This window comes from Natrinema thermotolerans (assembly GCF_031165565.1).
In the GTDB taxonomy this organism is placed as follows: domain Archaea; phylum Halobacteriota; class Halobacteria; order Halobacteriales; family Natrialbaceae; genus Natrinema; species Natrinema thermotolerans.
The window spans coordinates 3,185,853-3,204,643 of sequence record NZ_CP101873.1 but is presented as its reverse complement, the minus strand read 5'-3'; the positions used below and the strand labels follow the sequence as shown (position 1 = coordinate 3,204,643).

Here is an 18,791-nt window from a genome sequence, read left to right as displayed (position 1 = left end):
TACTGGATGACGGTCGTCGGGAGCCAGCCGTGGCTACGGGACCCGGTACCAAAAAGCTTCTCAGCGGTCGGCGACGATCGGTCGACGGCGCGGCGATCGGACCGCGACGGAGCGCTCGCGGATCGGGACCGGCCGCTGGAGCGAGGACCCACCGCTCGGTGGGCGAAAGCGGTCGGAAAACGTCCGCAGTGACGGGCGGCGAAACTGACGAACCGAGACCGGCGGATCGAGGATCACTCGATCCGGGAGAGTTTGCCGTCGACGTTGCGCTCCTGATGGCGATTCCGGACGAGGTGGGCACCGGAGAGACAACAGAACGCGGCGACGACGACGGCGGCGAGCGCGGTCATCGGGACGGCAGCAAGCACGGGAAGGCCGAGAGACGCCGCAGCGAGGACGGCAACACCGACCACACTGAGGGCGGCGTACCACCGGTCCCAGCGGTCCTGTCGATGAGTCTCGGTATCGAGATACATCATCAGCAGGTCGGCATTGTCCGACAGCGAGATCAACCCGCGGTCCTGATCGTACTCGACGATGCCAGCGTCGTCCATCTTCGGCAGGTGGGTCTGATAGAGGGCGACGTAGACCCGTTTTCGCTGATCGGAGCTGAGCGCGTTGATATCGGTGTCGTTCTCCCAGGCCGCGATCTGCTCGGCGAGTTCGCCGAGGGTGACCGTTTCGTCGGCTTCCAGCAAGTACGTGAGGACTTCCCGCCGTCTGCGGTTCTTTAATAGTTCGAAAATGACGTCCTTCGAGAGGCGTTCGCCCTCGTCGTCGGCGACCGATGCGATCTCGTCGGGCAACGACGTATCGATCGAGGACATCACCGACTCCCCCCAGCCGTATCGGCCCCATTCGAGCTTGTAGCCCCCTGACTCCGGAACGCCGGATCACCGGCGTATCGACTCGACGACGACCGCTGTACGTTCGAACGGCGGGTCGAAATCACGTTTGACACACCAGGTTGAACACCAACAGAGATACTCTTAAACACGACTACGTTTCGCACCGTCTGCAAAGGAGGTACGGATCGACTTCTCGACCGACCGATAGCGGCGGTTCCTCGAGGGTGAGACGAGCAACGACGACGGCTGTCGAGTCCGGACCGTATCCGGCGATTGCGTGCATATATCGACGACGTACGGGCGAGTAAGGGGTGGAAGGAACGACGACCGTGCGGTGATGGGGTAGAGCGGGACACGGCACTGGTACCGAACGTCCGCTGGGACCGATATAAAATCGAGCGACAGTTCACACACGAAAGAGCAGTTTACGGAATGAAGGGGTGATTTACGTCGGCGACTCGCCGAAACGATCGGGGCGTTTCTTGTTGCATGTGATCATTGATCATTGTGGGTCGAAACGACCGACAGTCGGTCGTTTCGCCCGGACACGACCGATGGGACACGGTTTCGACTCGACCATCGGGGCTGTTCGCTCGCGGACAGTCGATGGTCGGGTCCTTTCTCTTTGCTTTTCGCTTCGAATCTCCGGGTGGGAACAGTAAGTCGGTGTTTCCGTCGAAACCATGTGAACCCCTTACAGTGCCGGCACGGTTTCGATCGACTACTGATGACGCGGTCTATCATCGATCACGCCAGCGACGAATCACAATCCGAGCAGGTCGAGGCTGGTCTGTGTCCCGACTGTGAGACCGACACGATCGTACACGATCCCGATCGGGGAGAGCGTGTCTGTGAGGAATGTGGGCTCGTCCTGAACGCAGATCCCATCGATTACGGGCCCGAATGGCGGGCGTTCAACGCACAGGAACACGACGAACTCTCCCGGGTCGGCGCGCCCTTGACCCAGTCGATGCATGATCGGGGGCTGACGACGACCATCGACTGGCGAAACAAGGACGCCAACGGGCACTCGATGTCCGCGGACAAACACGGCCAGCTCCATCGACTGCGGGTCTGGCAGGAACGGATCCGAACGAAAAACGCCGGGGAACGCAACCTCAAGTACGCCCTCTCGGAGATCGATCGAATGGTCAGCGCGCTGGGCGTCCCCAAGCCGGTCAAGGAGACGGCGAGTGTCATCTACCGGCAGGCGCTCGAGCAGGACCTCATCCGTGGGCGATCGATCGAGGGCGTCGCGACCGCCTCGCTGTACACCGCCTGTCGGAAGGAGGACATCCCCCGGAGCCTCGAGGAGGTAACCGCCGTGTCACGCGTCGAGCAACGGGAGATCGGTCGGACCTACCGGTACATCGCGGACGAACTGGGCATCAACTTGGAGCCGACGAACCCCCGCCAGTTCGTCCCGCGGTTCTGTTCGGAACTCGACGTCGGCACGGACGTCGAGACCAAGGCCGTCGAGATCATCGACCGGACGACCGAGCAGGGCCTGCACTCGGGGAAGTCGCCGACCGGGTTCGCGGCCGCGGCCATCTACGCCGCTGGCCTGCTCTGTGACGAGACCATCCCGCAGCGGGCCGTCGCCGACACCGCCCAGACGACCGTCGTCACGGTCCGGAACCGGTACCGGGAGCAACTCGAGGCGATCGATCAGCAGCCGGCTACATAACCGAGCGGTCGTTCTCGCCGTAGAACGCCTCGTCGACCAGCGCGTGCAGGTTGTCGTAGGGAACGAACGCGATGAACTGCTCGTCGTCGTTGTAGAGTTCGACGCCCGTGTCCGTGTGGTCGTACCGGTCGCACTCGATCTGTCCCTCGGGGAGGATCGCGCGGTACATGCTCCATTCGACAGTGCCCAGTCAGATATAGCTATCCGGGCTCGCGGCCGGAGTGTCCCGGAGAGCCGCCGGCCTCGAGCGACCGGTACCCGCGAACGAAATCGGTTTATCCGCACCGCCGTTAAATCGGGCAGTGACCGACGAACGTTCTGCGACGCCCTCCGACGAGCAGCGAAGCGACCCTGACGAGCAGGCCGACGCCGCGTCGACTGCCGGCGACGGCGCGGCGACCGACGCCGACGAAGGGGCGGTCGGTGACGACGCGTTCACCATCGCCGACTTCCACGACGCTAGCCAGCGTGAGGGGCGGCCCGTCCTGACCGCCGCGGCGGTCGCCCGCGCGCTCGAGATTCCCCACGAGGACGCCAGCGACCGGCTCGCGGCGCTGGCCGAGGGAGGCGACATAGAGCGGCTCTCGGTGTCGACCGACCCCGTGGTCTGGTATCCGACGGAACTCGAGGACCTCACGGACCGCGAACGCGTGGTCGTCTTTCCGAAGCGCCGGGAAATCGTCGTCGACCGGCCGGACCAGTTCACGCGCGCACAATTGGCCCAGTTCGCCCACCTGGCCGACGCCAACGGCGACCAGGGATACCGCTACGTCGTCCGGCCCGAGGACGTCTGGAGTACGCCCCACGACAGCTTCGACGACCTCGCCCGGACGATGCGACAGGCGCTCGGCCAGCGCTCCGAGGACTTAGAGGACTGGGTCCACAGCCAGTGGGATCGGGCCCACCAGTTCCGGCTGACCACCCACGAGGACGGCTACACCGTCCTCGAGGCCCAGACCCCCGAGATCATGGGCAACGTCGCCCGCCAGAAACTCGACGAGGAACACGTCCACGCGCCGATCTCCGAGACGGAAGACTGGGTCCGGGAGGGCGCGGAAGCGGCGATCAAGCGAATCCTCTATGAAGCCGGCTACCCGGTCCAGGACCACCGCGACCTCGAGTCCGGCGAGGAGCTAGCGATCGACCTGCAGGTGTCGCTGCGGGACTACCAGCGGACGTGGGTCGACCGCTTCGCCGAGGCCGGCGAAGGCGTCTTCGTCGGCCCGCCCGGCAGCGGGAAGACCGTCGCGGCGATGGGCGCGATGGCCCACGTCGAGGGCGAGACCCTCGTCCTCGTCCCGAGCCGCGACCTCGCCCAGCAGTGGGCCGACACGATCGTCGAGTACACCTCGCTCGAGCCCCATCAGATCGGCCAGTACCACGGCGGGCAGAAGAACGTCCGTCCGGTGACGATCGCGACCTACCAGATCGCGGGAATGGACCGCCACCGCTCGCTGTTCGACGACCGCGAGTGGGGGCTGGTGATCTTCGACGAGTGCCAGCACGTCCCCTCGGACGTCTACCGGCGGAGTACGCACCTGCAGTCCAAACACCGGCTGGGCCTGTCGGCGTCGCCGATTCGGGAGGACGACCGCCAGACCGAGATCTTCACGCTGGTCGGCCCGCCGATCGGCACCGACTGGGAGGCGCTGTTCGACGCCGGCTTCGTGGCCGAACCCGAACTCGAGATCCGCTACGTGCCGTGGGGCGACGACGAACAGCAAAACGCCTACGCGTCGGCCGAGGGTCAGGAGAAGTACCGCATCGCCGCCCGCAATCGGGGCAAGATCGACGAGGTGCGGTACCTGCTGTCGGCCCATCCCGAGGCGAAGGCGATCGTCTTCGTCGATTACCTCGAGCAGGGCCGGGAACTCTCCGCGGCGCTTGACGTCCCCTTCCTCAGCGGGGAGACGCCCCATCACGAGCGCCGGCGGCTGCTCGAGGAGTTCCGACGCGACGAGCGCGATCTGTTGCTGATCTCGCGGGTCGGCGACGAGGGGATCGACCTGCCGACGGCCGATCTGGCCATCGTCGCCTCCGGACTGGGCGGCTCGCGCCGGCAGGGGACCCAGCGGGCCGGCCGGACGATGCGGCCCGCCGGCGGCGCGCTCGTCTACGTCCTCGCGACGCGGGGCAGCCGCGAGGAGGACTTCGCCCGGAAACAGCTCCAGCACCTGGGCCGCAAGGGGATCACGGTCCGCGAGCAGCGGGTCGAAGACGGTTCGAGTGCGGACGAGGACGGTTCGGGTGCGGGCGCGGACGAGGACTGACCGCAGTAGCCTCGCCGCCGCGGCCTCGCGGCTCGAGCCGAGGCCAATCTTCAAGGTGCCGTGTTCGAACCGTACTGATATGACTGACTCGCGCGTGGCCGGGGTGGGTCGTCGGTGAGCGACGACACCCAGCAGCGCCAGATCCGCGTCGGCGAGACGGCCGATGGAGCGCCGCTCAAACTGCCCGTGATCGAGGTCCTCACCGGCCGCGGGTTCGCGACCGGGAAGAGCGGCTCCGGGAAGTCAAACACCGCGTCGGTCATCGCCGAGGAACTGCTCGAGGCCGGCTACCCGCTGCTCATCGTCGACACCGACGGCGAGTACTACGGCCTGAAAGAGGAGTACGAGATGCTGCACGCGGGGGCCGACGAGGAGTGTGACATCCAGATCGGACCGGAACACGCCGAGCAGATGGCGACGATCGCGCTCGAGGAGAACGTCCCCGTCATCCTCGACGTCTCGGGGTATCTCGATTCGGACGTGGCCGACGAGTTGCTCCGGGAGGTCGCCCGACAGCTGTTCGTCAAGGAGAAGAAGCTCAAAAAGCCCTTCCTGCTCGTCGTCGAGGAGGTCCACGAGTACATCCCCGAGGGCGGCGGCGTCGGCGAGACGGGCAACCTGCTGATCAAGATCAGCAAGCGCGGCCGGAAACACGGACTCGGAATCTTGGGCATCAGCCAGCGGCCCGCCGACGTCAAGAAGGACTTCATCACGCAGGCCAACTGGCTGGTCTGGCACCGGCTGACCTGGGACAACGACACCAAGGTCGTCGGCCGGATCATCGACACCGAGTACTCGGACCTCGTCTCCGACCTCGACGACGGCCAGGCGTTCGTCCAGACCGACTGGACCGAGACCGACGTCCGGAAGGTCCAGTTCCGGCGCAAGCGGACCTTCGACGCCGGCGCGACCCCCGGCCTCGAGGACGTCGAACGGCCCGAACTCAAGTCCGTCTCCGACGCGCTGGTCGGGGACCTCCAGCAGATCTCCGAGCGCAAGGACCGCGAACAGGACCGGATTCAGGAACTCGAGACCGAACTCGAAAAGAAGGAAACACGGATCGAGACCTTAGAGGACGAACTCTCCTCGGCACGGGACGTCTCGAGCGCGGCCAGACAGATGGCCGACGCCTTGCAAAACACCGAGACGGTCCAATCTCAGCTGCCGGAGGGCGGCGGGGACCTGCGCCGACTCCACGAGGAGATCGCCGATCTCGAGGACGAACGCGACGAGTTACGCGCGCGGCTCGCGGACCGCGACGAGCGCATCGAGGCGCTCGAGGGCGAACTCGAGGATCGGACCGCCGAACTCGAGCGACTCCGCGGGGAGAACGAGCAGTTGCGGGAGGTCGTCCGCGAGCGCGCGGCGAGACGCGAGGGGGACTCGGGTGGCGACGGGCGCGGAGCCGAAAACGCCGGGGCGGAGTCGGCCGGCGGGGACGAGTCCGAAATCGTCCAAGCCGGCGGCGACGCCGTCGAGTTCGGGTACATGTCCGACGACGATAGAGAGAGAGACTCGAGCGGCGGAACCGATACCGATTCGTCCGGGTCGGACGAGGGAGTCGTCATCGCGGACGAGGACCGTCGCATCGGAGAGATACTCGAGACGGACCTCGAGGACCGACTCGCCCGCGCCTGCGAGGGGTCGCAGTGTTCGGTCGAGACGGCCGAAGCGATCGTCGAACTGTTCGCGCGAACGGGTCCGCTTCGGACCGAGACCGTCGCCGCCCGGGTCGATCGGTCGCGGGTCGCGGTCCAGAGTCTCGTCTCGGAGCTGCGAACCGAGGGCGTCCTCGAGCGGGCGGGCGAGCGGACCTACGCGCTACACGAGGACGTCCGGGCTGAGTTGCGGAGTGCGACCCCCAGCGAGTGATCGGCTCCGACCCGCTATCTCATCGCCGTCGGAACGTCACCGTCGGCCCCGGAGTCGATCGCGGACGGTTTCGATCGCGCTCGGCTCGATTCCCTGGTGGACCGGCAGGGCGACGACCGACTCGGCGTAGCGGTTCGCCGTCTCGTAGGCGTCGTCGCCCCGCACCGACTCCCGGAGGATCGGCCAGCCGTGGGCACCGGCGACGCCAGCGTCCTCGAGTTCGGCGAGAAACGACGACGAGTCGTCCGCTAACACGGGATATTCGTAGGGGCTGATGCCGGTCGGTAGCTCCTCGTACAGCGGGGCGAGGTCGTCGCGGTCGGCCAGCACGCGGTCCCACGCCCGGAAGTTCTCGCGGCGGGCGGTCCGGATCGCGTCCGGATCGGCGGCATCGGTGACGGCCGCCGAGAGCTTCGACATCGGTGCCTTCGCGGCCTCGTATCTGGCGATCGGATCGACGCTCGAGACATCGTCGTCGTCGAGGAACGACTCGATCGATCGGTAGAGTGGGTCGAGTGCGGTTTCGGCGACCGACGTGGCGAGGTATCGATAGTCATCGGCACCGAACCGGTCCGCCCTGCCGGCCAGCGACGACGGCTCGAACGCCGCTTCCACCTCGTCGCTGGCCCGGTAGAGGACGGCCCCGTCTGGGACCGGCAGCAGCTTCCGCAGCGTCGTGAACCCGAGGTCGCCGTGGGTACCAAGCAGCCGGCCGTCCGCGACGCTGAGCGGCCCGTGGGCGTTGTCGTCGACGTGGTAGCAGCCGTATTCGTCGGTCAGGTCCGCGAGCCGCTCGAGGCCGGGCTGGGGGAACCCGAAGTAGTTGACCGAGGTGACGGCGACGGTGTCCTCGTCCAGTCGGGATTCGAGGTCGGCGAAATCGGGTGCGAGCGACGGCTCGAGGGCGTAGAACCGGGGCTCGAGCCCGAGTTCGCGGAACGGTTCGACGACGGCCGGCGAGAGGTAGGCGGGAACGAGGACGTTGCCACCGGGTTCGACGAGGCCGTCGAGGCCGTCCCGAAGCGCGACCTTGCCGGCACCGTAGTAGGAGTAGCCGACGCCGGGAGCGTGGCGCTCGACGTAGGCGTCGATCCCCTCGCCGGCCGACCGGGAGAGCGAGGCGTCGAACACCGACGGGGTCGCACTGATCATGCCTGCGGTCGCGGGCGGTCAGTAGGAGAGAGGGTCATCAGCGAGAGACGGTTCGTCCGCGCCCTTAGTGATGCGGACGGTACAGGGTTAGCGCCAGTGAGAAACCGGCACTTACAGCCGCGCTGCCGGTCGCACAGTTCACTCGCGTTCCGAGACGGTTACTGCCAGTATCGGCTTACAGCGTCCCAGTACTTGCATAACAAAGCCCGGCCGCCGGCACAACGCCACCATGGCAGGTTCGACGGATGGAGACGACCTTCGGCTGCTCGTCGTCGGGCTCGACGCCGGCTGTCTGCCGATACTCGAGCCGCTGTTCGAGTCGGGCGAGCTGCCGACGCTACGGGGGTTGTTCGCGGAGGGGACGGCGGGACCGCTCGAGTCGCAGATCCCGCCGTGGACCGCGAGCGCCTGGCCGTCGCTGTACACCGGCAAGAACCCGGGCAAACACGGCGTCTACGACTTCCTTACCTTCGACGGCTACGACTGGGACGTGGTCAACGCGACCCACGTCCGGGCGCGACCGATCTGGGAACTGCTGAGCGATCACGGCCGCTCGAGCGTCGTCGTCAACGTCCCCGTGACCCATCCGGCACGGGAGTTCGACGGCGCACTGATACCGGGGCTGACCGCCCCCGAGGAACCGGCCTGTCACCCCGAGGGGATCCTCGAGGACGTCAAGCTCGCATGCGGGGGCGAGTACTGGATCTACCCCCAGAGCGGGCCGGTGCCGGACCGATCGATCGAGGGCTACGAGCGGACGATCGAACTCCGGGGGAAGGCGTTTCGCTACCTCGCCCGGCGGTTCGACCCCGACTTCGGCTTTCTGCAGTTCCAGCAGACGGACTCGGTGTTTCACGAACGACCGGGCGACAAGCGGGCGATCGAGGCCGTCTACCGGGAGGTAGATCGACAGGTGGCCGAAACCATCGAGCGGACCGAGCCGGCGAACGTGCTGGTCGTCAGCGACCACGGGATGGGGAAAGTGACCGGCGACGAGTTCCGAGTCAACGAGTACCTCCGTGACGAGGGCTACGTCAGCGCCCGCAGCGGCGGCGAGGGGATGCCCGATTGGTCGAAGACCTGGGAGAACGACCTCCTCTACGGTTCCGAAGCCGGCGACCGGGAACCGAGCGCCATCGAACGGGCGCTCAACGCCGCCGCGACGGTCGGACTCACGACCCAGCGGATCGCGAGCGCGCTCGATCGGGTCGGCCTGAAGGAACCGATCGGCAAGCGGGTTCCCAACGACGCCATCCGGGCGGCGAGCGAGCAGGTCGATTTCCCCGACTCGAGGGCGTACGTCCGCTCGAAGAGCGAACTCGGCGTCCGCATCAACCTCGAGGGACGGGAGCCCGACGGCACGGTCCCGCCCGAGGCGTACGAGACCGTTCGGGAAGAGCTCATCGCGTCGCTGTCGGCCGTCCGAACCCCCGATGGCGAGCCGATGTTCGAGGCGGTCGAACCCCGCGAGACCTACTTCGAAGGACCACACGTCGAGCGGGCCCCGGACGTGATGACGATCCCCGCGGGGTTCGACAACGCCATCGCCGCCGATCTCGGCAGGGAGCGGTTCGGCGAGCCGATGGAGCCGTGGAACCACAAGCGGACCGGCGTCGTCGCGGCCGCCGGCCCGGCCTTCGACGCGGCCGCCGACCTCGAGGGGGCGACGATCTTCGATATCGCGCCGACGATCTGTTCGCTGTTCGACGTCCCGGTCGACGACGACATGGACGGCGGGCCGCTGTCGGCCGTCGACGGCGGTCGTCGGCGAGCGTATCCGGCCTACGATCCGGACCCGATCACCGCGACCGACGACGGAACCGTCGAAGACCGACTCTCGGACCTCGGATATCTATGAGCATCGAGATACGGCAGTTCGATCCGCGAACCGACGCCGACGAGTGGAACCGCTACGTCGAGCGATCCGACGGGACGAACCCGTTCTTCCGGGCGGAAGCACTGGCGTTGCAAGGCGAGGAAACCGACACAACACCCCATCTCCTCGCCGGGTTCAAGGGACAGGAACCCGTCGGGGTCTTTCCCGTCTTCGAGTACGCGAAGGGGCCGATCACCGGCGCGTTCTCGCCGGCCCCGCACTCGTGGACGTCCTACCTCGGGCCCGCCCTGTTGAACGTCGAGAAACTCAAACGCCGCAAGGCCGACCGCCGGATCAAGCGCTTCCTCGAGGGCTGTCTCGAGTGGATCGAGGAGACCATCTCGCCGCTGTACAGCAAGTTCGTCACCGGTGCCGCGTTCGACGACATCCGGCCGTTTCGCTGGAACGAGTACGACGTCGTCCCCGGTCACACCTACGTCGTCGACCTCGAGGGCAGCGAGGAGGAGCTGTTGAAGCGGTTCAGCAGTGACGCTCGCAGCAACGTCCGCAACGCCGACGACGACGCGTACGTCATCGAGGAGGGCGACGGCGACGACGTCGAACGCATCGTCGAGAAGGTCCGGCAGCGCTACGAGAGCCAGGATCAGCCGTTCCGGCTGCGGCCCGGCTTCGCGCGGTCGCTGTACGAGACGCTGCCCGAGGGCGCGATCCGGCCCTACGCCTGTCGGGTCGACGGCGAGTTCCTCGGCGGCATCCTCGTCGTCGAGTCCGACCGCACCCGCTACCGGTGGCAAGGCGGCGTCAAGCCCGACGTCGACGTCGATATCGCGATCAACGACCTCCTGGACTGGCACGTCATGCGCGACGGGCTCCGCGAGGGGATCGACGAATACGACCTCGTCGGGGCCGGCGTCCCCAGTATCAACCGCTACAAGGCCAAGTTCAACCCCCGCCTCGAGACCCACTACGAGATCACGCGGGGCGCGTTCGGGATCGATCTCCTCGTCGATCAGTATCAGAAACACCGGTAACGCCGAGGGCGTGACGCCGCCGCGATCACAGCGCAACCGTTCGGTTCGCACTGAGCGACGCGTCGCAGTCAGTCCGCGCGCTCGCTCGGTTGCGGTCGGTTTTCGGAGACGGACCAGCGGGCCACGAAGACGAGCGCCAGCAGCGTCAGCACCGCCGCGATCGACAACGGTCCCGTTCCCGCCGAGAGTCCGAGGAGGGCCGTGACGTCGGCGTAGAACGTAAAGAGGAGAAACGCCGGAAAGATTGTCCCGATCGCGTATCGCCACGGGACCACCAGCGGGCGTGAGAACCGTCCCGCACCCGCGAGATACTCCTCGATCGCGGCCGGGCCGAGAACCCAGGCGGTGTAGGTCATGAACCCGGTCAGGCCGAGTATCAGGAGGAGGTTGACGAGCTGGTCCGCAAACAGCGTAAACACCGCGGGGCTGAACGCGTTGACGCCGCCGGTGACGACGACCAGCGCGAACAGTCCCCGGGTCGCCGTCGACCGCTCGAGGTCGAACTCGTCGACCAGAAACGAGACCGGAATCTCGAGCATGCTGATCAGACTCGTCAGGGCCGCGAGGAGAACGACGAGGAAGAAGACTGCGCCGAGGAGCCGCCCGCCGGGCAGGCTCGCGAACGCGCCGGCGATCCCGATGAACAGGGCACCGGGGCCGCCAGCAGTCGGCCCTGGCGCGAACGAGAACAACAACGGGAACACCACGAGTCCGGCCAGGATGCCGATACCGAGATTGAACACGGCGATAGCCGAGGCGTCGAGTGGAAGCGAGCGGTCGTCGTCGATGTAGGAGGCGTAGGTGATCATCGTCCCGCTGCCGATCGAGAGGGTAAACAGCGCCTGGCCGGCGGCTGCGCCCAGTACCGAGAGGAAGTTCGCCGCGAGGTACGCCCCGTCGAACGCGAGGTAGAACTCGTATCCCTGCGCAGCGCCGGGTTGGCGGGCCGCCCAGATCGCGAGTCCGACGAGCAACACGACGACGCCGGGGATCATCACCCTCGTCGACGCCTCGATGCCGCGTCTGATCCCTGCGGCGACGATCAGCGACGTGGCCGCGAGGACGGCGAGTTGGTAGCCGAACGCTTCGGCACCGTAGCTGATCGCCGCGAAGTGGGTTTCGGGGGCCGCGAAATAGGCACCCGTCGCGCTCTCGAGGAAGTACCGGAGGATCCACCCGCCGACGACGCTGTAGAACGACATCAGCATGATCGAGGTGACGACACAGAGGACGCCCAACACCGTCCAGAAGCGAGATCCGGAGAGCGATTTGAACGCCCCCACTGGGTTCCGGTTCGACCGGCGGCCGATCACGAACGCGGCCAGTAATCCCGGTACCCCGACGAGGAGAACGATGAGCAGATACAACAGCAGAAAGGCACTCCCGCCGTTCTCCGCGGTCATCCAGGGAAATCGCCAGATGTTCCCCAGTCCGATCGCGCTTCCGACCGCGGCCAAAATGAATCCGGCCCGGCTCGTCCAACTCTCACGTACCATTCTGTCTCAGGAAATCGACTCGGCGAGCATAAGAATTGTTTATCAGTGCCATACCCCCATTCGCAGTGACATGGGAGCGGGGACTCCGATACGACGCGTACCCGGGTCAGTTCTCGCCCGTCAGTACCGACTTGCAGTGGCTACGATGGGAACGCGGCAACGCCGGCGAAACGGGGGCACCGAGACTACTCGCGGATCCGGTAGGTCGACTGGCGCGCGTCCTCGAGACAGACGCGACTGGCGACCAGTTCCCGATCCTCGAGTTTCCCGAGGGCGTAGCGAACGGTCCGGGGACAGAGTCGCGACTCGGCTGCGATGCCCTCCTGTGTGAGCGGTTCCTCGTACTCGAGGACCTTGTAGACGAGTTTCGCACTGGGCGGGAGGTCGTCGAGCGAGACGTCGGTCCCGGGATCGTCACCGTGGGTGTCGGACTCGGTCGCGCTCATACGGTTCGACTCGATCGGACGGCCGCTGGCTGTGTCGGTCCCATGCTGTTCGAGCCTACCCGCGTCGGTCATATATACGGCCCAGACAGTTCAGCCAGACAGGCGGATGCTAACCGGTCGTATCGACGTGACAGACGACCGGACACGGACGGCCGACGCCACCCCACGACCCCCGTCGAAAACGGCGATCCTAGCCGGTGCTACCCCATTCGTCGGCTGGTTAATCCACACATAGTAAGGCACTCGCCCCACGCAGAGAATCGTATGTTTGGAACGAGCGGTATTCGTGGCCGGGTCGGTGACGAGGTGACGGCGGCGACCGCCCTCGAGGTCGGTCGCGCGGTCGCGTCCGAGGGGTACGACCGCGTCGTCGTCGGACGGGACGTTCGCGAGAGCGGGGCAATGCTCGTCGACGCCGTCGCGGCGGGGCTGTGTGAGTGTGGCGCCAATGTCGTGACGGTGGGCGTCGAGGCGACGCCGACGGTCGCCCGCGCGATCGATCATCTCGAGGCCGACGCTGGCGTCGTGATCACGGCGTCGCACAACCCGGCGACGGACAACGGGATCAAGCTCTGGACGCCGTCGGGGAAGGCCTTCGGTCCCGACCAGCGCGAGGCGATCGAGCGGCGGGTCCGCGAGGACGACTACGACCTGGCCGATTGGGAGGGAATCGGCGACCGGGTTCGTCGCGAGGGCGCTCGCGAATACCACGCCGACGCGCTCAGCGAGGCGGTCGACCTCGAGCGGACGCCAAGCGTTGTCGTTGATATCGGCAACGGTACCGGCGGGGTGACGGCATCGGTCCTCGACGAACTGGGCTGTCAGGTGCGGACGCTCAACGGGCAGCGGGACGGCTCGTTTCCCGGCCGACCGAGCGAGCCGACCGCCGAGACCCTCGAGACGCTGTCGACGCTGGTCGCGGAAACGGACGCGGAGATCGGACTGGCCCACGACGGCGACGCGGATCGGATGCTGGCGGTCGACGAAACCGGGGCGTTCGTTCCGAAAGACGTCCTCCTTGCACTGTTCGCCCGGGACGCGGCCGGCGAGGGCGACCGCGTCGCCGCACCGGTCGATACCAGCCTCGCGGTCGACGACGCGCTCGCGGCGGTCGGTGCATCGGTGACCCGGACGCGGGTCGGGGACGTCTACGTCGCCGAGCGGACGACCGAGCCGGACGTAGTCTTCGGCGGCGAACCGAGCGGCGCGTGGATCTGGCCGACAGAAACCCGGTGTCCGGACGGGCCGCTCGCGGCCTGTACATTGGTCGAACTGGTCGCGGATCGGGGATTGCTGTCGGACCTCGTCGGAGAAATCGAGCGGTATCCGATCCGGCGAACGTCGGTCGAAGTCGCGGACAAGGCGGCCGCGATGGCCGCCGTTCGACGGCGGGTCGACGAGCGATACGACGAGGTCGATACGCTCGACGGCGTCAGAGTCGAGACCGAGGCGGGCTGGTTCCTGCTTCGTGCGAGCGGGACCCAGCCACTGATCCGGGTCACCGCGGAGGCACGATCGCCGGCCGACGCCGACGATCTGTTCGACACTGCCCAGTCGCTGCTCGCCGAGGCCATCCCTTCGTCGGCGTAGGCGGCGACAGTACGACGGGAGAACGGTGCGACTCGAGGTGTGAGCGGAACAACGGTGCGACGACGACTACGATCCGGTCGAAAACGTCGGTTATCTGGCTTCTTTCGGGATGAAATCGGAAGTCTTCATCTCGCGGTAGGTCGCACAGTCCGGACAGGCGTGGACGACGTCGCGGTTGTCGCCGAACACGCGAGCGAACTGGCGGGTCACCTGATTCCCACAGTTGACACATCGGGGGGCTGTCGTTTGCTGGCCGGCCGTCATGGGCGTCCAGTTGGCGGATGGGTCCGTCGACATCAACAGTCCGTAGCGACAGAACGGTATTTACTATAGACCGCATAATGCCGGTCGCAGCAGGGGATTGCAACGTGATCCCGGAACGGCTCGAGTCGGAAGACTGTTCGAGGATCGGGAGTGTGAGCCACGGAGCCGCGGGAAATACGATATTAAACGCGAGTAACAACGTCTTTATCGCCGCCCAAGTCCGTCTAAACTCGCACGAACCAAACCGAGAGACGGGCCTCGATAGGAAGGCGTGAACCGTCGTCACGAGACCGACACCCAACTCGTCGCGACCCGGCGGATCGCGACCGACGAAGCGACGGCCGTAGCTATCAGGTGTGCCATTTATACGAGCGGCAAACACCTAGGCTAACCGGAGGGTATCGATCGATACCCAGGTTCCGGTGGGCGCCACCGGCGACCTCGATCGCCAGCGTGACCCTCCACGTTCGATTCCGATGTCGTTCGAGTACGGGTCGCGATCGACGACGCCGTGCGGACCGGGCTACGGGGGTGGCCTCGGGTCCTGCGGCCTCGGTGACCCCTGCTCGAAACCGACCGATCGGGCTTTTCGCGGGGTGACAGAAAAGCGTCCAGAGCGGCAGCGGGCGGGTCGAAAACGAGAGTACGACAGCAGTGGGAACGCGGACCCGAGGAATCGGGTCGCCGGGGACCGCTTACTCGACGGTGACGCTTTTCGCCAGGTTCCGCGGTTTGTCGATGGGACGGCCGAGGAGATCGGCGGCGTGATACGACACGAGCTGGAGCTGAACGTTCGCGAGCAGGCCTGCCAGATCGGGCTCGGTGTCGGGGATCGGGAGGTGGTCGTCGGCGACCTCAACGGCCGGGTGGTCGTCGGGACAGACCGCGATCACCGGCGCGCCGCGGGTCTGTGCCTCCTCGGCGTTTTTCAACGTCTTCTCGTCTTCCTGTCCGGTGAAGATCGCGAACACCGGCGTCTCCGGCGTCACCAGCGCCAGCGGCCCGTGTTTGAGTTCGCCCGAGGCGAAGCCCTCGGCGTGTTCGTAGGTGATCTCCTTGAACTTCAGCGCCCCCTCGAGCGCGACGGGGTAGCCGAGCCCGCGACCGATGAAGAAGTACGCCTCGCTGTCGCTGTAGCGTCTGGCGACGGTCTTTGCGGCCGACCCTGCGAGAACGTCGTCGATGGCCGCCGGCATCGATTCCAGTTCCGGTAGGAGCGCCTCGAGGTCGGCCGGCGGCTCGCCCCGCAGGTCGGCGGCGATCCGCTGGGCCAGCAGCGTGAGCATGACCGCCTGCGAGGAGAAGGTCTTCGTCGCGGCGACGCCGATCTCCGGGCCGGCCCGGATAAACAGCGCGTCGTCGGCCTCGCGGGCGGCCGTCGATCCGACGACGTTCGTCAGGGTGAGCGTAGCGGCACCCTCGCGGGCGGCCCGCCGAAGCGCAGTGAGCGTATCGGCCGTCTCCCCGCTCTGGGTGACCGCGATCACCAGCGTGTCGTCGTCGATCGGCGGGGCCGAGACGCTGTACTCGTTGGCCAGTAGGGCGGTCGACTGGACGCCCGCCTGATTCAGCGCCAGCGAGCCGTAGAGCGCGGCGTGATACGAGGTCCCACAGGCGACGAACTGGACGCTGTCGACGTCGGCGAAGGTTCCGGGTTCGAAGTCGGCCAGCGCGATCCGGCCACCGGCCGGATCGATCCGGCCCTCGATCGCCTGTGACAGCGACGTGGGCTGTTCGTGGATCTCCTTGAGCATGAAGTGGTCGTACGTACCCTTGCCGGCCTGTTCGGGGTCCCACTCGACTGTTTCGGGTTCGCGCACGACCGGGTCCCCCTCGAGGTCGGTGAACTCGACGCCGTCCTCGTCGACGACGACGACGTCGCCGTCCTCGAGGTAGATGACGCTGTCCGTGTACTCGAGGAAGGCGGGGACGTCGCTGGCGAGGAAGTACTCGCCGTCCTCCATGCCGACGACCAGCGGCGACCCGCGGCGGGCCGCGTAGAGGACGTGTTCGCCCGAGACCATCGCGGTGACGGCGTAGCTGCCCTCGAGTTCGTCGATGGCCTGTCGGAAGGCCGGTTCGCTGTCGTAGCCGGCGTCGAGGTAGTACTGGACGAGATGCGGGATGACTTCGGTGTCGGTGTCGCTGGTGAACTCGTAGCCGTTGGCCGCGAGCCGCTCTCTGAGTTCGGTGTAGTTCTCGATGATACCGTTGTGGACGACGGCGACGTCCTCGCTCTCGTCGGTATGCGGGTGGGCGTTGGCGTCGGTCGGGGGCCCGTGCGTACTCCAGCGGGTGTGACCGATCCCGACCTCCCCCTGGAGCGGCTCGCCGATCGACGATTTCAGTTCCTCGACCTTCCCGGAGCGTTTCTCGACGTTGATGCCGGAGCCGTTCTGGACGGCGACGCCCGCGGAATCGTAGCCGCGATACTCGAGGTTTTCCAGGCCCGTCAGCAGCGGTTCGAGAGCGTTGCCGTCGCCGACGCGGCCGATGATGCCACACATCGGTGGCTCACCCCCCGTCGGGCCGGTAGTGACGGTCGTGTGGCCCGCTCACGGTAGTTGCGTGTGCAGCGACGGCCCGGCTCGCCCCCGACGACGAGGGCCGACGCGATCTGACAGCACAGTGATCCGAATCGAGTGTTCGAGATGACAACCGGTACGCGACCATGAGCCAAGGCAACCCTCCCGAACCCATTACTATAGACGGACTACTGAACGCCGTAGTCTCCGGGTACTCGAGGCCTGAGTCGCGGTTCGGCCGTTTCGAATGCGGGGGACGGGTCGCCGTATCGAGTCGCTATCACGACCGAACCGTCGGTCCCGGCCGCGCTCTCGAGCTGTTTTGCCGAAGGCGTCGGCCGGCGGTGAAAAGTACGGCAAACGAACAGGGGATTGCCGCTCTAGTACGGACGGCAAAACGATCGGTAGGGGGCGGACACGGGACCGGTCGACCCGGTTTCGAAGGGGTGCAGCCACGTTGACAGAAAAGGGCAAAAACCGGCACACCTTTTGCAGTGGCGGCGAACGTGTACGTATGGGTTTTGGTAGCTACGACGAATCCGAACAAAAAGAGCAGACTGCCGACGACGACGAGGACGTCGAAGCCGTCAACGTCCACGAAAACGACCATCATGGCGAGATGTCGTTCGAATCCGACGTATCGACGGACGAGCTGGTCGACCAGCTCGGCGCGATGAAAGACGACGAAGACGACGAGTAACGCGTCGGTAGGCGACCGGAGCGCCCGGAATCGCTTGCGACGGCCCGCAGGGTCGTCGAACTGCTTACATCTCGGTTTTCTCGCGCGGACGTACGACTGTCGTCGCTCGATCGGAGAGCGTCGGGACGAACTGCAACGGCGAGACACCGCTGGAGGAATGGGCGGCCCTGGGGCTCGGTCAGAGCGTCTGTGCGCAGAGTTCGCCGATCGCCCGTCGCAGTCGCTGGGAGACGGCCGACTTCGAGACGCCGAGTCGTTGTGCGAGTTCGTCCTGGGAGATGCCGCGAGGGACCTCGAAATAGCCTTCCTCGTAGGCGACGGCGAGCAACTCCTGTTGTTTGTCGGTCAGGGCGACGACGCCGTCGTCTTCCTCGTCGGACACCCGGAGGTGATCGACGGTGATCGACACGTCGCGCTCGCGGCAGTAGTCGTTGAACGCGACGAGTCGGTCCCGGTCGGGGAACCGCAACTGGAGCTGCCAGCCGGCCCGGCAGCTCGAGCAATCGAGGAGACGACCGCCGACGGCGGCAGTCGCGGCGGTGAACGTGACTGCACGGTCGGTAAGGGCCACCCGGTAGACTCGCCTGTCCGGATAGCGGTCGACGAGGACGGGATCGGCGACGGTAGGATCGGTCTCGAGCCCGGCCTCGAACGCCTCGAGGTCGGTTCCGTGGGCCGTGACGAACACGACGGTCCGGCCGGGTTCGGGCTCGGTCCAGTAGTCGGGCTCGAGGGTGACGTCCGGGGCCCGCCGGAGCGAGGGGGCCAGAAACAGCCGCGAGTGATCGAGCCGGAGCTGGGCGACGATACCGCCGTCGGCCGTCGATCGAACGCCGCTCGCGTCGGCAGCGGTTCCGTCGGCGTCGGCTCCCGGCTCCGGTCGGTCCTCGCCGTCGGCGATCTCGATGCTCACAGGACCATCCCCCGCCCGCCCGGGCGGCCGCTGTAATCAGTTCTTACCTCGAACGCACTCATTGAATGGCTCATTAGGAGCCGAGTACATGGTCGTGGACGCTATACACGGAAGCGGACGGGGAGACGACATCAATACGTATTCATCCGTCAGCTCGCTG

15 protein-coding genes are annotated in these 18,791 nt (G+C 66.5%); 7 read left to right on the top strand and 8 right to left on the bottom strand.

The window, feature by feature from the left end:
- Positions 1–233: 233 nt before the first annotated feature.
- Positions 234–827: a DUF7344 domain-containing protein gene (locus NP511_RS16490; protein ID WP_006179618.1), complete on the bottom strand. Its 594-nt coding sequence runs from the start codon at positions 825–827 to the stop codon at positions 234–236.
- A 748-nt stretch (positions 828–1,575) separates the two neighbouring features.
- Here NP511_RS16490 and NP511_RS16485 point away from each other — a divergent pair.
- Positions 1,576–2,535 (top strand): transcription initiation factor IIB, encoded by a 960-nt coding sequence (locus tag NP511_RS16485; protein WP_006179619.1) that lies wholly within the window; start codon positions 1,576–1,578, stop codon positions 2,533–2,535.
- Here the strand turns inward: NP511_RS16485 and NP511_RS16480 are convergent.
- Positions 2,528–2,704 carry a hypothetical protein gene (locus NP511_RS16480; RefSeq protein ID WP_006650340.1) on the bottom strand — a complete coding sequence of 59 codons (177 nt, stop codon included), beginning with the start codon at positions 2,702–2,704 and terminating at the stop codon, positions 2,528–2,530. The genes NP511_RS16485 and NP511_RS16480 overlap by 8 nt on opposite strands.
- Positions 2,705–2,837: 133 nt before the next feature.
- On the opposite strand from NP511_RS16480, the gene NP511_RS16475 reads away from it, so the two are divergent.
- Together NP511_RS16475 and NP511_RS16470 are read left to right on the top strand one after the other, a co-directional pair.
- Positions 2,838–4,805: a DEAD/DEAH box helicase gene (locus NP511_RS16475; protein ID WP_049966326.1), complete on the top strand. Its 1,968-nt coding sequence runs from the start codon at positions 2,838–2,840 to the stop codon at positions 4,803–4,805.
- A 114-nt stretch (positions 4,806–4,919) separates the two neighbouring features.
- Positions 4,920–6,677, top strand: a complete 1,758-nt coding sequence (locus NP511_RS16470; protein ID WP_049966325.1) for an ATP-binding protein — start codon at positions 4,920–4,922, stop codon at positions 6,675–6,677.
- Positions 6,678–6,713: 36 nt separating this feature from the next.
- Here NP511_RS16470 and NP511_RS16465 read toward each other — a convergent pair whose 3' ends face one another.
- Positions 6,714–7,829, bottom strand: a complete 1,116-nt coding sequence (locus NP511_RS16465) for a DegT/DnrJ/EryC1/StrS family aminotransferase (protein WP_049966324.1) — start codon at positions 7,827–7,829, stop codon at positions 6,714–6,716.
- Positions 7,830–8,058: 229 nt separating this feature from the next.
- On the opposite strand from NP511_RS16465, the gene NP511_RS16460 reads away from it, so the two are divergent.
- Positions 8,059–9,687, top strand: coding sequence for an alkaline phosphatase family protein (locus NP511_RS16460; RefSeq protein WP_049966323.1), 1,629 nt, complete (start codon positions 8,059–8,061; stop codon positions 9,685–9,687).
- Entirely contained in the window at positions 9,684–10,697 is a 1,014-nt protein-coding gene (locus NP511_RS16455; RefSeq protein WP_049966322.1) for a lipid II:glycine glycyltransferase FemX, read from the top strand. Before NP511_RS16460 ends, NP511_RS16455 begins: the two co-directional genes overlap by 4 nt.
- A gap of 68 nt (positions 10,698–10,765) precedes the next feature.
- Here the strand turns inward: NP511_RS16455 and NP511_RS16450 are convergent, their stop codons facing one another.
- Together NP511_RS16450 and NP511_RS16445 are read right to left on the bottom strand one after the other, a co-directional pair.
- Entirely contained in the window at positions 10,766–12,193 is a 1,428-nt protein-coding gene (locus tag NP511_RS16450) for a sodium-dependent transporter (protein WP_049966321.1), read from the bottom strand.
- Positions 12,194–12,378: 185 nt separating this feature from the next.
- Entirely contained in the window at positions 12,379–12,639 is a 261-nt protein-coding gene (locus NP511_RS16445) for a MarR family transcriptional regulator (protein ID WP_049966320.1), read from the bottom strand.
- A 264-nt stretch (positions 12,640–12,903) separates the two neighbouring features.
- On the opposite strand from NP511_RS16445, the gene glmM reads away from it, so the two are divergent.
- Positions 12,904–14,229, top strand: a complete 1,326-nt coding sequence (gene glmM / locus NP511_RS16440; protein ID WP_049966319.1) for a phosphoglucosamine mutase — start codon at positions 12,904–12,906, stop codon at positions 14,227–14,229.
- Between the two features lie 90 nt (positions 14,230–14,319).
- Here glmM and NP511_RS16435 read toward each other — a convergent pair whose 3' ends face one another.
- Together NP511_RS16435 and glmS are read right to left on the bottom strand one after the other, a co-directional pair.
- Positions 14,320–14,526, bottom strand: a complete 207-nt coding sequence (locus NP511_RS16435) for a DUF7563 family protein (protein ID WP_006179629.1) — start codon at positions 14,524–14,526, stop codon at positions 14,320–14,322.
- Positions 14,527–15,188: 662 nt separating this feature from the next.
- The gene (glmS, locus tag NP511_RS16430) at positions 15,189–17,000 is read right to left on the bottom strand and encodes a glutamine--fructose-6-phosphate transaminase (isomerizing) (RefSeq protein ID WP_006650331.1); all 1,812 of its coding nucleotides are present in this window, start codon (positions 16,998–17,000) and stop codon (positions 15,189–15,191) included.
- Between the two features lie 532 nt (positions 17,001–17,532).
- Here glmS and NP511_RS16425 point away from each other — a divergent pair.
- Positions 17,533–17,718: a DUF5786 family protein gene (locus NP511_RS16425; RefSeq protein WP_006179631.1), complete on the top strand. Its 186-nt coding sequence runs from the start codon at positions 17,533–17,535 to the stop codon at positions 17,716–17,718.
- Between the two features lie 178 nt (positions 17,719–17,896).
- Here the strand turns inward: NP511_RS16425 and NP511_RS16420 are convergent, their stop codons facing one another.
- Positions 17,897–18,631 carry a helix-turn-helix domain-containing protein gene (locus NP511_RS16420; RefSeq protein WP_049966318.1) on the bottom strand — a complete coding sequence of 245 codons (735 nt, stop codon included), beginning with the start codon at positions 18,629–18,631 and terminating at the stop codon, positions 17,897–17,899.
- Between the last annotated feature and the right edge of the window lie 160 nt (positions 18,632–18,791).

What these genes read in the sequence shown, in the direction of transcription:
- NP511_RS16425 (WP_006179631.1), top strand. Translation starts at nt 17,533, where the DNA reads ATGGGTTTTGGTAGCTACGACGAATCCGAACAAAAAGAGCAGACTGCC.
- NP511_RS16455 (WP_049966322.1), top strand. Translation starts at nt 9,684, where the DNA reads ATGAGCATCGAGATACGGCAGTTCGATCCGCGAACCGACGCCGACGAG.
- NP511_RS16450 (WP_049966321.1), bottom strand. Translation starts at nt 12,193, where the DNA reads ATGGTACGTGAGAGTTGGACGAGCCGGGCCGGATTCATTTTGGCCGCG.
- glmM (WP_049966319.1), top strand. Translation starts at nt 12,904, where the DNA reads ATGTTTGGAACGAGCGGTATTCGTGGCCGGGTCGGTGACGAGGTGACG.
- NP511_RS16435 (WP_006179629.1), bottom strand. Translation starts at nt 14,526, where the DNA reads ATGTCGACGGACCCATCCGCCAACTGGACGCCCATGACGGCCGGCCAG.
- NP511_RS16490 (WP_006179618.1), bottom strand. Translation starts at nt 827, where the DNA reads ATGTCCTCGATCGATACGTCGTTGCCCGACGAGATCGCATCGGTCGCC.
- NP511_RS16465 (WP_049966324.1), bottom strand. Translation starts at nt 7,829, where the DNA reads ATGATCAGTGCGACCCCGTCGGTGTTCGACGCCTCGCTCTCCCGGTCG.
- glmS (WP_006650331.1), bottom strand. Translation starts at nt 17,000, where the DNA reads ATGTGTGGCATCATCGGCCGCGTCGGCGACGGCAACGCTCTCGAACCG.
- NP511_RS16480 (WP_006650340.1), bottom strand. Translation starts at nt 2,704, where the DNA reads ATGTACCGCGCGATCCTCCCCGAGGGACAGATCGAGTGCGACCGGTAC.
- NP511_RS16485 (WP_006179619.1), top strand. Translation starts at nt 1,576, where the DNA reads ATGACGCGGTCTATCATCGATCACGCCAGCGACGAATCACAATCCGAG.
- NP511_RS16445 (WP_049966320.1), bottom strand. Translation starts at nt 12,639, where the DNA reads ATGAGCGCGACCGAGTCCGACACCCACGGTGACGATCCCGGGACCGAC.
- NP511_RS16460 (WP_049966323.1), top strand. Translation starts at nt 8,059, where the DNA reads ATGGCAGGTTCGACGGATGGAGACGACCTTCGGCTGCTCGTCGTCGGG.